Annotated in this window: 14 protein-coding genes; 9 read left to right on the forward strand and 5 right to left on the reverse strand. The window is 64.8% G+C overall.

Annotated features, from left to right (window positions below; genetic code table 11):
• The first annotated feature begins 116 nt into the window (after nucleotides 1-116).
• From DCM79_RS27375 to DCM79_RS27390, 4 genes are all read left to right on the forward strand, one after another.
• Complete coding sequence (locus DCM79_RS27375; RefSeq protein ID WP_373568128.1) at nucleotides 117-659, forward strand: Lrp/AsnC family transcriptional regulator; 543 nt, start codon at nucleotides 117-119, stop codon at nucleotides 657-659.
• A gap of 224 nt (nucleotides 660-883) precedes the next feature.
• Nucleotides 884-1,198, forward strand: coding sequence for a co-chaperone GroES (gene groES / locus DCM79_RS27380; RefSeq protein ID WP_257177200.1), 315 nt, complete (start codon nucleotides 884-886; stop codon nucleotides 1,196-1,198).
• Between the two features lie 33 nt (nucleotides 1,199-1,231).
• The gene (gene groL / locus DCM79_RS27385) at nucleotides 1,232-2,851 is read left to right on the forward strand and encodes a chaperonin GroEL (RefSeq protein WP_257177201.1); all 1,620 of its coding nucleotides are present in this window, start codon (nucleotides 1,232-1,234) and stop codon (nucleotides 2,849-2,851) included.
• An 89-nt stretch (nucleotides 2,852-2,940) separates the two neighbouring features.
• A complete protein-coding gene (locus DCM79_RS27390; RefSeq protein ID WP_257177202.1) occupies nucleotides 2,941-3,273 on the forward strand; it encodes a hypothetical protein in 333 nt (110 codons plus the stop codon).
• Between the two features lie 430 nt (nucleotides 3,274-3,703).
• On the opposite strand, the gene rpoH is transcribed toward DCM79_RS27390, so the two are convergent.
• The 5 genes from rpoH to DCM79_RS27415 all read right to left on the reverse strand — a co-directional run bounded on the left by rpoH (nucleotide 3,704) and on the right by DCM79_RS27415 (nucleotide 8,348).
• Complete coding sequence (rpoH, locus tag DCM79_RS27395) at nucleotides 3,704-4,603, reverse strand: RNA polymerase sigma factor RpoH (RefSeq protein WP_257177203.1); 900 nt, start codon at nucleotides 4,601-4,603, stop codon at nucleotides 3,704-3,706.
• 493 nt (nucleotides 4,604-5,096) lie between these two features.
• Entirely contained in the window at nucleotides 5,097-5,276 is a 180-nt protein-coding gene (locus DCM79_RS27400; RefSeq protein ID WP_257177204.1) for a hypothetical protein, read from the reverse strand.
• Nucleotides 5,277-5,308: 32 nt separating this feature from the next.
• On the reverse strand, nucleotides 5,309-7,150 hold the full coding sequence (gene ftsH / locus DCM79_RS27405; protein ID WP_257177205.1) for an ATP-dependent zinc metalloprotease FtsH: 1,842 nt from the start codon (nucleotides 7,148-7,150) through the stop codon (nucleotides 5,309-5,311).
• A 192-nt stretch (nucleotides 7,151-7,342) separates the two neighbouring features.
• Nucleotides 7,343-7,621 carry a hypothetical protein gene (locus DCM79_RS27410; RefSeq protein WP_257177206.1) on the reverse strand — a complete coding sequence of 93 codons (279 nt, stop codon included), beginning with the start codon at nucleotides 7,619-7,621 and terminating at the stop codon, nucleotides 7,343-7,345.
• 235 nt (nucleotides 7,622-7,856) lie between these two features.
• The gene (locus DCM79_RS27415) at nucleotides 7,857-8,348 is read right to left on the reverse strand and encodes a MarR family winged helix-turn-helix transcriptional regulator (protein ID WP_373568120.1); all 492 of its coding nucleotides are present in this window, start codon (nucleotides 8,346-8,348) and stop codon (nucleotides 7,857-7,859) included.
• 125 nt (nucleotides 8,349-8,473) lie between these two features.
• Here DCM79_RS27415 and DCM79_RS27420 point away from each other — a divergent pair, with 125 nt between their 5' ends.
• From DCM79_RS27420 to DCM79_RS27440, 5 genes are all read left to right on the forward strand, one after another.
• Nucleotides 8,474-9,016 carry a VOC family protein gene (locus DCM79_RS27420; RefSeq protein WP_028135049.1) on the forward strand — a complete coding sequence of 181 codons (543 nt, stop codon included), beginning with the start codon at nucleotides 8,474-8,476 and terminating at the stop codon, nucleotides 9,014-9,016.
• A gap of 28 nt (nucleotides 9,017-9,044) precedes the next feature.
• Nucleotides 9,045-10,679: an FAD-dependent oxidoreductase gene (locus DCM79_RS27425; RefSeq protein ID WP_257177207.1), complete on the forward strand. Its 1,635-nt coding sequence runs from the start codon at nucleotides 9,045-9,047 to the stop codon at nucleotides 10,677-10,679.
• Nucleotides 10,676-10,870, forward strand: a complete 195-nt coding sequence (locus DCM79_RS27430) for a DUF2783 domain-containing protein (RefSeq protein ID WP_257177208.1) — start codon at nucleotides 10,676-10,678, stop codon at nucleotides 10,868-10,870. The genes DCM79_RS27425 and DCM79_RS27430 overlap by 4 nt, the downstream gene beginning before the upstream one ends.
• A 148-nt stretch (nucleotides 10,871-11,018) precedes the next feature.
• Nucleotides 11,019-11,471 (forward strand): EF-hand domain-containing protein, encoded by a 453-nt coding sequence (locus DCM79_RS27435; RefSeq protein ID WP_257177209.1) that lies wholly within the window; start codon nucleotides 11,019-11,021, stop codon nucleotides 11,469-11,471.
• A 28-nt stretch (nucleotides 11,472-11,499) separates the two neighbouring features.
• Nucleotides 11,500-13,785: a heavy metal translocating P-type ATPase gene (locus tag DCM79_RS27440; RefSeq protein ID WP_257177210.1), complete on the forward strand. Its 2,286-nt coding sequence runs from the start codon at nucleotides 11,500-11,502 to the stop codon at nucleotides 13,783-13,785.
• The last annotated feature ends 9 nt before the right edge of the window (nucleotides 13,786-13,794 follow it).

The following is a 13,794-nucleotide window of genomic DNA, read 5'->3' on the forward strand; positions in this document are numbered from 1 at the left end:
CTGATCCGATGGAAATATACTGCCGGCGGCCTGCACGATCTCCGCAAAATCCGCTCGACAAAGCCGAACTATGCGTGAAACATGCGGATGGTCGCACTTTTGCGCAAGGACCACGCATGGATCAGTTCGACGTCAAATTATTGCAGGCGCTTCAGGCCAACGGACGTCTGTCGAATTTCGAACTGGCCGACGTCGTCGGTCTATCGGCATCGCAATGCTCGCGCCGTCGTGCGGCGCTCGAAGATGCCGGCGCGATTGCGAGCTACCACGCTCATCTCGACCGCGAAGTGCTCGGGCTCGGCATCGTCGTCTTCGTGCAGGTGACGCTTGCAACTCACTCGCCGGACAATTCGCGACGCTTCCTCAAGCTGATCGAGAGCCTTGAGGAAGTGCAGGAGGCCTATGCGCTGACAGGCGAAGCCGATTACCTCATCAAGGTGACGATCACCGACTTGAAGGCACTCTCGCGGCTTCTCAACGAGGTGTTCCTGCCGCACGACAGCGTCGCGCATGTGCGCTCGTCCATCGTTCTCGATCGCTTGAAGCAAACCTCGCAATTGCCGCTTGGGCACCTTATCCCGGCCGAGGCGCGCGCTGCGGAGAGCTCCGCCTCCCGACGCAAAGGTTCGTCACGGCCTCGCCGATCTGGAAAAAGTTGAGCTTGCAGGCGATCCACCTGCGACGTGCCGACCACGTCCTGCTGGCGGCCGAAGTGCCGTGCCGGCGGTCCTGGCAGCCCGCCCAGGCGCACGTCAGCCGGGGGCAAAAATTTTCGCCGGGCCCTCTTGAACGGAAATCGATCCCTCCCTAGGTCGTTTGCCGCCCGGGGGCCGGTTCCGGACCCGGATTTTGGACATCGCTGAACCTATCAAGGAGGATGTGCATGCATTTCCGCCCGTTGCACGACCGTGTGCTCGTGCGCCGCATCGATGCCGAGGAGAAGACCGCCGGCGGCATCATCATTCCCGACACCGCCAAGGAGAAGCCGCAGCAGGGCGAGATCATCGCCGTGGGGCCGGGCGCGCGTAACGAGCAGGGCCAGCTCGTGCCGCTCGACGTCAAGGCCGGCGACCGGGTGCTGTTCGGAAAGTGGTCGGGCACCGAGGTCAAGATCGAGGGCGAGGAGCTCTTGATCATGAAGGAAAGCGACCTTCTCGGCGTGGTCGAACAGGCCGGCGCGCTGAAGAAGGCGGCGTAACTGACAGTCATCGAACAGAAAGGAGTATGCAACATGGCTGCCAAGGACGTGAAGTTTGCGACCGAGGCCCGCGAGCGCATGCTGCGGGGCGTCGACACACTGGCGAACGCGGTGAAGGTCACGCTCGGTCCAAAGGGACGCAACGTCGTCATCGAGAAATCCTTCGGCGCACCGCGCATCACCAAGGACGGCGTCACTGTCGCCAAGGAGATCGAACTGGAGGACAAGTTCGAGAATATGGGCGCCCAGATGGTGCGCGAGGTCGCTTCGAAGACCAATGATCTCGCCGGAGACGGCACCACCACGGCAACCGTTCTGGCGCAGGCCATCGTCAAGGAAGGTGCCAAGGCCGTCGCCGCCGGCATGAATCCGATGGATCTCAAGCGCGGCATCGACCTTGCCGTGGACGCCATCGTCACCGACCTCAAGTCGCACGCCAAGAAGGTCACCTCCAACGACGAGATCGCCCAAGTCGGCACCATCTCCGCCAACGGCGATACGGAGATCGGCCGCTTCCTGGCGGAGGCCATGCAGAAGGTCGGCAACGAGGGCGTGATCACGGTCGAAGAGGCCAAAAGCCTGCACACCGAGCTTGAGGTGGTCGAGGGCATGCAGTTCGACCGTGGCTATGTTTCCCCCTATTTCGTCACCAACGCGGAGAAGATGCGGGCCGAGCTCGAGGATCCCTATGTGCTGATCCACGAGAAGAAGCTGTCGGGTCTGCAGTCGATGCTGCCGCTGCTCGAACAGGTCGTGCAATCCGGCAAGCCGCTCCTGATCATCGCCGAGGAGGTCGAGGGCGAGGCGCTGGCGACGCTGGTCGTCAACCGTCTGCGCGGCGGCCTGAAGGTGGCCGCGGTCAAGGCGCCCGGCTTTGGCGATCGCCGCAAGGCGATGCTGGAGGACATTGCGATCCTCACCGGCGGCACGGTGATCTCCGAAGACCTCGGCATCAAGCTCGAAAACGTCACGGTGAAAATGCTGGGCCGTGCCAAGAAGGTCGTGATCGACAAGGAGAACACCACGATCGTCGACGGGGCCGGCGCCAAGAAGGACATCGAGGCGCGTAGCCAGCAGATCAGGGCTCAGATCGAAGAGACGGCCTCGGATTACGACCGTGAGAAGCTCCAGGAGCGGCTGGCCAAGCTGGCAGGCGGCGTCGCCGTGATCCGGGTCGGCGGCGCGACCGAGGTCGAGGTCAAGGAACGCAAGGACCGTGTGGACGATGCCCTGCATGCGACGCGGGCTGCCGTCGAGGAAGGCATCCTGCCCGGCGGCGGCGTGGCCCTGCTGCGTGCCCTCAAGGCGCTGGATGTCGTCAAGACCGCCAATGCGGACCAGAAGGCCGGTGTCGATATCGTGCGTCGCGCCATCCAGGTGCCGGCCCGGCAGATTGTGCAGAATGCGGGCGAGGACGGTTCCGTCATCGTCGGGAAGCTCCTCGAGAACGAAACCTACACGTGGGGCTTCAACGCGGCGACGGGCGAGTACCAGGACATGGTCCAGGCCGGTGTGATCGATCCTGCCAAGGTGGTGCGTACCGCCTTGCAGGATGCGGCCTCGGTTGCCTCGCTGCTCATCACGACCGAAGCGCTGGTGGCTGACAAGCCGAAGAAGGCCGAACCGGCGAGCGCTCCCGCGATGGACTTCTGAGACGAACGGGCCCGGCGGTGCCGCCGGGCTCGTTTTCCCTGAGCGTTGTCACGATCATTGGATCTGTTTTCGAACGATTGGAGAATGAGATGATCAAGCATCGTACTTTCTCCGCTCGCGCGGAGAACACGCAAATGGCGCGGCACCTCGCGGCCTTGGCCGTTGCCGCCAGCCTCTCTCTCGTGCCCGTTGCGGCCCATGGCGCCGAGAGTCCCGACTCTGGAGCCAATGCAGCAGACACTTTCGAACGGTTGAGGTTGCCGCCGATCCCATACCTGGACACGATGCCGTGGTCGAATTGGGAGCGGGCCAACGCCACTATGAAGGTGGATACGTTGCTGTCGCCGGTTCTTGGGCCATCGGGTATCCGTCTCGACGCTACCCCGCACGAGCATGGTCGGCCGCAGCCTGCCATGAGCTGAGGCGTCGGAGCGGCCGCGCGCCGCTCCGCTGTCTGCGGAGGTCCGTTGCCTTGAACCGACTAGCCGAGGCGCGAGCATCGAACGAACGCGACGGTCATCCGTTATGCTCATGCAGCATGGCTACGCAGCGGTTCGCATGCTCAAGCGAAAGGAGGTGACGAGAGATGAGAGGCATCGTTGTTGCCGTCGCCTTGTTGGGAATGGCAAATGTACTCCAGGCCAGGGAGACGGACTTTCCGCGCGGAGAGGTACGGAGCTCGGCAGCGCCCGCCCGGCAGCTCGCGACAAGCTCCGGTGCGACCTCACGCACCGACACTGAGAAGCCGCGCCGCATCGAGCGCAAGAGCGCCGACTTTTCGGCCGAGCGCATTGTCCCCGACATCTGCACCGGGTGCTGATCGGCCTTCCGGCCGATCAGCGGTTCTGGTTCTCACCGGGCCACGGTGATGGCCGCAGAGCCCGGATCGGTGAGGCGGGCGCAGACCTTCGCCTTGATCCGTTGCAGCGCGCGCTGCTCGATCTGTCGGATACGCTCGCGCGAGATGCCGAACTGACCGGCAAGGTCCTCCAGCGTCTTGTGCGGCTCGTCCAGATATCGTGCCCTGATGATGCTGTGCTCGCGGGGCGACAGTGCGGCAAGGGCTTCGGCGAGGGCGGTCTTCTCTCGTTCACGATCGCTCGCCTCCAGCAGCAGGCTTTCGGGATCGGGGGAGGGATCCACGAGACGATCCTGCCACTCGTCCCCCTCGGTATCGGCGCTGAGCGGCACGTTCAGGGAGATGTCGCCGCGCAGCCGGCCGTCCATCTCGATCACGTCGCCTTCTCTCACGTTGAGGCAGCCCGCGATTTGCTTGAGCTGATCGGTGCGCAGATCGCCATCCTCCGGGACGCCGAGCCTGCTCTTCAGCTTGCGCAGGTTGAAGAACAGCTTCTTCTGCGCCGCGGTGGTGCCGAGCTTGACGAGCGACCAAGATCTGAGGATGTACTCCTGCACGGCCGCCTTGATCCACCAATTCGCATAAGTTGCGAGCCGAAAGCCTTTCTCCGGATCGAACCGCTTGACAGCCAACATCAGCCCGACATTGGCTTCGGAGATGAGGTCGGCGATGGCGAGGCCATAGCGCCGATGTTGAAGCGCTATTTTCGCCGCCAGCCGCAGGTGGCTGGTCACCAGGCGGTAGGCCGCCTCGGGGTCGCCGCAATCACGCAGGCGGCGAGCATATTCAATTTCCTCCGGAGCCTCGAGCAACGGAAATCGATGGATCTCGTTCAGATAGCGGGACAGCCCGCGTTCGGAATGGATCGCAGGAAGCGACGAGAGCGCTAGCATCGCTCATTGCTCCTCGACACCATTCTTGCGCAGAGCCGCTGCGCCTGCTGCCTGAAGCAACGAGCGCGTCGCGTCTGCAGGCCGCACTGTTTGGGTACAGGTCCTTCTCATGTCCAAATCCTCCAGAGAGCAAGTTGGTCAGAACCACCGATCGCCTGATCCGCTGAGCCCAGCCAGGCACCCAGACGCTCTCAGGCCAGTGGTGCCATTAAGAATTTGACAATGAGCGGAATGTTCCGGTGTGAACGACCGCCGAGCCGGCAGGGCAATCGCATGCCGCGGCGATTTTCACTGAGGTGCGCGCTCAGACCGTCCCTTGAACCGCGGCGTCTTCATTCTACCTTCGTCCATGCAGCCGGCGGTTTGCGTGTGCTCAGCGAGCAGCCGGGGGCGCCCGACGGCACCTATGGTTGGTTTGAGGGATGGACAATTATCGTGATCTCGTCAGCGCGGCTCTCGCGCTGTTGTGCGCCGGCGTGATGTTGGTCGCCGGTCACCTCTTCATCGAATGGCGCGCCAGGAATGGAGATTCCGGCATGGGAATGGAGGCGCCCAGCAGCGAAGACTTGCCTTTGCCGATGATCTCGAACGGTTCGCCGTCAAGCCGGAAGATGATCGAACTTCCGGCGGAACTCAGGCGGAAGCGGGCCGTGTAGAGGCCGGTCTCGCGCATGAGGCGTCGAATGCCCGCGCCCGTCGCGACGCTCAGATCGCCCGCAATCCGTCCTTCGGCATTTCCTGGATCAGCGCATCGATATCGCTCTGCTCCAGGGTTTCCTTCTCCAGGAGCTTCTTTGCGGCACGGTCCAGGATCGGCCGCCGCGTCTTCAGGATGCCCTGGGTGCGCTGGAAGACTTGGTCGACGATGGCCTTCACCTCCTGGTCGACCGCAGCCGCGGTCTCTTCCGCATAGTCGCGCTCGCGGCCCGGGTAGGGGCGGTCCGCGCCGGCGAGGAAATTGCCGGGATCACGCTCATAGGCGACACTGCCGAGCTTCTCGGACATGCCGTAACGCGTCACCATGCTGCGCGCGATGTCGGTCACCCGGCGCAGGTCGTCGGCCGCACCAGTCGACAAATGCCCGAACACGATCAGCTCGGCCGCGCGCCCGCCGAGCAGCACCGCCATCTTGTTCTCCAGTTCCTCCTTCGTCATCAGGAAGCGGTCCTCGATCGGTCTCTGGATGGTGTATCCGAGCGCCCCCACGCCGCGCGGAATGATCGACACCTTGTGCACGGGGTCGGTCCCGGGCAGCGAAAGCGCGACCAAAGCGTGTCCCATCTCGTGATAGGCCACGATCTCGCGCTCTTTGGCATTGAGCAGGCGGTTGCGCTTCTCGAGGCCTGCGACCATGCGCTCGACCGCATTGTTGAAGTCGCTCATGCTCACCGCGTCGGCCCCGCGGCGGGTCGCCAGAAGCGCGGCTTCGTTGACGAGATTGGCGAGGTCCGCGCCGGTAAAGCCGGGGGTCAGGGCTGCGACCGTCTCCGCCTCGACATGCTCGGCGAGGCGCACCTTCTTCATGTGGACCTTGAGGATCTCGATGCGGCCCTTCTTGTCGGGGCGGTCGACCAGCACCTGCCGGTCGAAGCGGCCGGCGCGGAGCAGGGCGGGGTCGAGGATTTCCGGCCTGTTGGTGGCGGCGAGGATGACGAGTCCGGAGCGGGAATCGAAGCCGTCGAGCTCGACCAGCAGCTGGTTGAGCGTCTGCTCCTTCTCGTCGTGGCCGCCGGCGAAGGGGCCGATGCCGCGGGCGCGGCCAAGCGCGTCGAGCTCGTCGATGAAGATGATCGCCGGCGCCTTTTCGTGCGCCTGCTTGAACAGGTCCCGCACCCGCGCCGCGCCGACGCCGACGAACATCTCGACGAACTCCGAACCGGAGATCGAGAAGAACGGCACTCTGGCTTCGCCCGCGACAGCCTTGGCCAGCAGGGTCTTGCCTGTGCCCGGCGGGCCGACCAGCAGCACGCCTTTCGGCATGCGGCCGCCAAGTCGGCCATAATCGGTGGGGTTCTTCAGGAAATCGACCACCTCGCGAAGCTCGTCCTTGGCTTCGTCGACCCCTGCGACGTCGGCAAAGGTGACGCCGGTGTTGGACTCGACATAGACCTTGGCCTTGCTCTTGCCGATCGCCATCAGCCCACCGCCGATGCCGCCGCCCTCCGCCATGCGGCGGCCGATGTACCACCACAGGCCGAAGAACAGCAGCACGGGCATAACCCACGACAGGAGGTCACGCAGGAACGTGCTTTCAATCTGTCCGGTGAAGCGGACATTGTGTTTCTCCAGCTCCTGCGCGACATCCTGGTCGACCCGCGTGGTGACGAATTGCTTCTGTCCGCCGGCGAGCGGCTCCTTCAGCGTGCCTTGCAGGGTCCGGTCGGAAATGCCGACAGTGTCGACCTTCCCCTGGCGCAGCAATTGCTGATATTCGCTGTAGGGAATCACGGCGATCTGGCTGGCCGTGGAGATGAGATGCTGGATCAAGAACACCGCGAAGATTGCGGCAACGGCATATCCGAGATTGAAGCGGACATTCTTGTTCATGCGAGAGCAGATCCGATGCTGTTTGCGCCGGCGGGTCGCGTCGAGGCGCATGTTGCGCGCGCGATCAGGGCCCGGGACGCGTCCGGACCTGCGTCGTATCGACAGAACTTTTCCTCCTGCCTTCCGTTCCCGGTGTCTCCGCACGTAGGGACACGCGCCGACAGGGCCCGGCCGGAGCCGGGCCTTGTCCCGTCACCAGGCGTACCAATAGGGGTAGGCGGGTGGATAATAGCGCACAGTCCGATAGTACCGGGGTCCATAATGATACCCCGGCGGCCCGTAGACCGGCGCGTAGTACACCGGCGGGGCGGTCGCGGCGGCCAATGCTCCCGTGAACAGGCCGAGCGCGACGGCTGGACCTATGCCCGGGCCGCCCCAATGATGATGGCCCCGCCAGTGGGCCGAAGCCGGCGCAATCGTTCCGATGAGGAGCGTTGCTGCCGCGGCGATTGCAAGAGCAAGCTTTCTCATGTGACTTCCCTCGAATACGCGCCCGCGAGCGCGGGCTCTTCCATCCTCTGTATGAGTTTCGTTTCGCCGAACACGCGGCCCGGCAGCGTCTGAATTAGGATGGGCGGCGACGACTTCAAGTCTGGAGCTGCGTGCCTTTGACGTTTGGTCGCAGTGCGCAAGGCATCATGTCCATCGCGCTTCTCCGCGCCGGATTGCGGCCGGGCGCTGATCATGACGTCGGCCAAAGGACCGGCTAGCTCAACGCTGCCGATAGCTTGTGCATCGCCCGGTCGAGCACCTCCACCTCCTCGGCGGTCAGCACGCCGAGCAGCTCCGTCTCCCGCGCCAGTGCGAAAGGCACGATCTTGCGATAGAGCGCGCGGCCGGCCGGGGTCAGCGCGACGATCAGCTCGCGCCGATCGTCCGGATGATGCTTGCGGCTCGCGATGCCGCGCGACTGAAGGCCCTGGACGGCGCGGCTGACTTGCATCTTGTCGAGCGTCGTCAGCGGACCGATCTCCTTGGTCGCGATTTCCGTCCGTAGGCCGAGGATCGCAAGCACCCGCCATTCCTGCCGCGTCAGTGCAAAGCGTTCGGAATAGACTTCGGCAACGGCCAGCGACACCTGTTCGGCGAGGCGCGCCAGCCGGTACGGAAAATACTGCTGCAGGTCGAGCTGGCTACCTTCCTGCGCCGTCATGCGCTCGGTCGCCTCCCGGCCACGCGCCGTCTCCGAACGTCCCATCACACCATTTCCGCGCCGCAGCTCCACCCGGCGGATTCTTCCGAGCCGGTTGATCCAGATCAAATCCAAGAAATAGTAACATCTGATACCAATTTCGCAACGGCAAGTCCAGGGAGCGAGACATCATGAAAATCGAGAAGATCCATCACGTCGCCTATCGCTGTGTCGACGCCAAGGCCACCGTCGAGTTCTACAAGAAGGTCATGAACATGGATCTGCTCGGCGCCATTGCCGAGGACCGGGTGCCGTCGACGAAGGCGCCGGATCCCTACATGCACATCTTCCTCGATGCCGGGAACGGCAACATCCTCGCCTTCTTCGAGCTGCCGAACTCGCCGCCGATGGGCCGCGATCCCAACACGCCGGACTGGACCCAGCACATCGCCTTCCAGGTCAAGGATCTCGCCGAGCTCGACGAGGCCAAGGCGCGCGCGGAGGCCGCCGGGCTCGACGTCGTCGGCGTCACCGACCACACTATCTTCAAGTCGATCTATTTCCGCGATCCCAGCGGCCATCGCCTGGAGATCGCGGCCTGGACCGCGACCCCCGAGCAGATCGAGCGCATGAAGTCGGTCGCCCACGAGATGGTCGAGGAATGGTCGCGCACCAAGCGTCCGCCGCGCCACACCGCCTGGATGCACGAGAAGGAATTCGCGGACGCGCATTGATCCCGGACCCGTGCATCAGGAAGCGAACATGAGCTACATCTATCCGAAGTTCGGCTATCGCCGGTCCCAGGAGCAGGTCGAGGGAATCGTGAAGCGGCATCCGGTCGTGGTGATCGGCGCAGGCCCCATCGGCCTGACCGCGGCGCTCGACTGCGCGGCACGCGGCCAGCCCGTCGTGGTGCTCGACGACAACGACACCGTCTCGATCGGCTCGCGCGCAGTCTGCTACGCCAAGCGTCCGCTCGAGATATGGGACCGCCTCGGTTGCGCGGCGCCGATGGTCGAGCGCGGCGTCAGCTGGAATGTCGGGAAGGTGTTCTTCCGGGACGAGCTGTCCTACCAGTTCAATCTGCTGCCCGAGGCCGACCATCAATGGCCGGCCATGATCAACCTGCAGCAATATCATCTGGAGGAGATGCTGGTCGCTCAATGCGGGGCCAATCCGCTGATCGAGCTGCGCTGGAAGCACCGCCTCATCAGCCTCAAGCAGGCCGCCGACCACGCGACCTTGGCGGTGGAAACGCCCGACGGCATCTTCACCATGGAGGCGCAATGGGTGATCGCCTGCGATGGCGCCAATTCCGACGTGCGCAAGATGGTGGGCGCCGAGTTCACCGGGCAGTTCTTCCAGGATCGCTTCCTGATCGCCGACGTCGCCATGAAGGCGGATTTCCCGACCGAGCGCTGGTTCTGGTTCGACCCGCCGTTCCACCCCGGCCAGTCCGTGCTGCTGCACCGGCAGGCCGACAACATCTGGCGCATCGACTTCCAGCTTGGCTGGGAGGCCAATCCCGATGAGGAAAAGCGGCCCGAGCGGGTGATCCCGCGCATTCGCGCCATGCTCGGCGAGGACACCGAGTTCACGCTCGAATGGGTCTCGATCTATCAGTTCGCCTGCCGGCGCATCGATAATTTCCGGCAAGGCAGGGTGCTGTTCGCCGGCGATGCCGCGCATCAGGTCTCGCCGTTCGGCGCACGCGGCGCCAACACCGGCGTGCAGGACATCGACAATCTCGCCTGGAAGCTCGCGATGGTGCTGCGCGGCGAAGCCTCGGAAGCCCTGCTCGACAGCTATCACGAGGAGCGTGCCTATGCCGCGGACGACAACATCCTGAACTCGACGCGGGCCACCGACTTCATCACCCCGAAGACCAAACCGAGCCGCTATTTCCGCGACGCGGTGCTGGAGCTCGCCCGCCATCACGGCTTCGCCCGGCCGCTGGTCAACAGCGGACGGCTGTCGACCCCGACCCCCTATTTGACGTCGGCGCTCAACACGCCGGACCAGGACGCGGTGCCGGGAGGCATGCGGCCCGGCACGAATGCGGCGGATGCGCCAATCGCGGTGGACGGCAAGCCAGCCTGGTTCCTGCATTGTCTCGGCGACGGCTTCACGGTCGTGGCCTTCGGCAAGGTGAGCGACAAGACCGAGATCGCGGTCGGGCCGTTCACGGCGAAGCTCATTCTCGTGGGCCGCGACATCGAGGATCCCACCGGTCTTCTTGCGGAGCGTTACGGCGCTGCGCCCGGAACCACCTATCTGTTCCGCCCCGATCAATATGTCGCCGCGCGCTGGAGCGGTTTCGACGAGGCCAGGATCACACAGGCGGTGCTGCGCGCCGCCGGCCACGACACCGCCGACCGGACGGAGCTTGCGGCATGATGCTCAGTTTGTCGCCGAACATCGCTGACCCCGACGATTTCTATGCCGAGCTGATCAACAGCCAGCGCGACCTCGACGAGGAGCAGGCGCTGCGCATGAACGCCCGGCTGATCCTGCTGCTCGCCAATCACATCGGCGACCGCAAGGTGCTGACCGAGGCGATCGGCTGCGCCCGCAGGGACGGCGGCTAGGTCGCAAAAAACTCTGCCTCGGCTGAATTCGGCGCCTTATCCGCGCCGAAAAGCCATTGGGCAAAATGCGCTTTCTTGACTTGGCTCAAGATAAATTCGGTGAAGTGCGACACCTTCGGAGGCCCACGTCAAAGTCGGAGGACGCGCTATGCTAGGTCGAACCATTGCTGCAGCGTTACTGTTTGTGACCTTGGCCCAGCCGGGTTTGGCTCAATCGCCAGCGGACCATCAAGACCATCATCCCGCAGAAGGGCAGGCGGCGTCGTCGCAGTCGAGCTCTCCTGCGAGCCCATCCGCCGAGCGGCAGAGCCCGCCGCGCGGTGGAGACATGATGGGAATGATGGGGCGCGGCATGATGGGACAACGAATGAAGGGGCATGGCGCGATGGGCGGTGACGCCATGGAGCCGCCGGTTGCCTTCCGTATCATCTTCGCGCTGATGGATGCGGATGGCGACGGGACCGTGGCGTTGCCCGAATTTCAGGCCGCTCACGAACGCCTTTTCAAGGCCATGGATCGCGACAAGGACGGCAAGCTCACGCTTGAGGAGATGATGACGTTCATGCACAGGAACAAGAGCGCCGTCGCGCCACAGCATTGAGCCGAACCGAAGGGCGGCGCGCCAAGCCATGTCGTTTGATCGGGTGCTGCGATGGGCTCTGGTTGCGATCGCAATCGCGGGGCTGACTGCCGGTATTGTCACGCGAGCCGCGGGCCGGCCCGATCTCGCCGATGTCGCCTGGGCGCTCGGCACGGCGCCCGTGATCGTGGGGTTGGCGGTCTCGATCGTCCAGGATCTGCTGCGAGGCCGCCTCGGCGTGGACGCGATCGCGCTGCTGTCCATGAGTGCGGCGCTGGCGCTCGGACAGCCGCTCGCAGGCGCCGTGGTCGCGCTGATGTATTCCGGCGGCAACGTGCTGGAGGAGATCGCGATCGCACGGGCCGAGCATGATCTTAGGTCCCTGGTCGATCGGGCGCCACGGCAGGTCCATCGCAAGTCCGGCGAGCGGATCGAGGATGTTCCGGTCGAGGCTGTCGCGGTCGGCGAAGAGCTTCTGGTCAAGGCCGGCGAGATCGTGCCGGTCGACGGGGTCGTTGCGTCGGCTTTTGCCACGATCGACGAGTCCGCGGTGACGGGCGAGCCGATCCCGGTGGAGAAGACGCGCGGAAGCGCCGTTCTTTCCGGTTCTCTGAATGCGGGTGAGACCTTCCAGCTGACCGTGACCGCGCCGGCCAGCGAGAGTACCTACGCGGGCATCGTGCGCATGGTGACTGCGGCGCAAACGGCTAGAGCGCCCTTTGTGCGGTTGGCCGATCAATATGCGCTGATCTTTCTGCCGGTAACGCTCGTCGTCGCCTTCGTGGCCTGGCACATCTCCGGTGACGTGACCCGCAGCCTTGCCGTGCTGGTGGCGGCGACGCCTTGCCCCCTGATCCTGGCCGCGCCCGTCGCCTTCATCGCCGGGGTGGCGCGAGCGGCCCGCCGCGGCATCCTGGTCAAGGGCGGAAGGGCGCTGGAGGCGCTCGCCCGTGCGCACACGGTGCTATTCGACAAGACCGGGACCCTGACTGTAGGCGGGGCGCGGTTATTGTCCGTGGAAGTGGCGCCGGGCGAGGATCCGGCTGAGGTGCTCGCGCTCGGGGCCTCGCTCGAGCAGGCGTCGCATCACGTGCTTGCGAAGGCGGTTGTCGCTGCGGCCCTCGCGCAAGGGCTCCAGCTGAAGCCGCCGCAGCACGTCAAGGAGACCATGGGGTCCGGCCTCAGCGGCCAGATCGATGGACGGCATGTGGCGGCGGGCTCGCGAGAGATGCTTCTCTCGCGTGCCGAGCTCTCGCCATGGGAGTTGCGGGCGATCCGACGTGCCTCGTGGCGCTCGGCGCTGATCGTCTTTGTCGCGGTGGACGGCCGCCTCGTCGGCGCGTTGCTGCTTGCCGACGAACTGCGTGCCGATACACCGCGGGCGATCAGGCTGCTGCGCGATGCCGGCATCGCACGCATGGTGATGGTGACCGGTGATCGCGCCGCCGCGGCGCAGGCCATCGGAGCCGCGCTCGACCTCGATGCCGTGCTGGCCGATCGCGTTCCCTCGGACAAGGTCGAAGCGGTGCGGAGCGAGCAGCGGCTGCATCCGACCATCATGGTCGGCGACGGCATCAATGACGCCCCCGCGCTGGCCGTGGCCGACACCGGGGTGGCGCTCGGCGCGCGCGGGGCCAGTGCCTCCTCGGAGGCGGCGGATGTGGTGATTCTGACGGATCGGCTCGATCGGGTCGGCGAAGCGATCATCATCGCGCAGCGTGCGCGGCGCATTGCCCTGCAAAGCATCTTCGTCGGGATGGGATTGTCGTTGGTGGCAATGGCCGCCGCCAGCCTCGGCTGGTTAGCTCCCGTGCCCGCCGCGATCGTTCAGGAGGTGATCGATGTCGCCGTCATTTTGAACGCGCTGCGAGCGCTCAATCCACCCCTGGTCAGCGGTGGACCGCGTCTCACGGCGGAGCAGGGGCTGACGTTGCATCACGATCATCAGGCCCTGCTGAGGGATCTCGACCGCTTGCGCCACATCGTCGATGCGCTGGACGATGCGGCGCCCGAATCCGCCGCTGCCTTGATTGATGAAGCCCACCGGCTGGTGCAGGGCAGCGTCGTGCTGCACGAGCGTGAGGACGAGGACAGCGTCTATCCGAAGCTCACGGAGGTGCTGCGCGACCGCCACGGGCTCGCTGCCATGAGCCGTGCGCATCGCGAGATATTGCATCTCGCGCGGCTGCTCGCCCGGATCGCGGAGGATCTGCCGTCGGAGAAAATCGACCGCTACCTCATTCGCGACGCCCAGCGCGTGATCGAGGCGATCGAAACGCTGGTGCGCATGCACACGGCCCAGGAGGAGGATATCTACGAGGCCGTCGCCGCATAACCGTCAATC

Source organism: Bradyrhizobium sp. WBOS07, assembly GCF_024585165.1.
Classification (GTDB): domain Bacteria; phylum Pseudomonadota; class Alphaproteobacteria; order Rhizobiales; family Xanthobacteraceae; genus Bradyrhizobium; species Bradyrhizobium japonicum_B.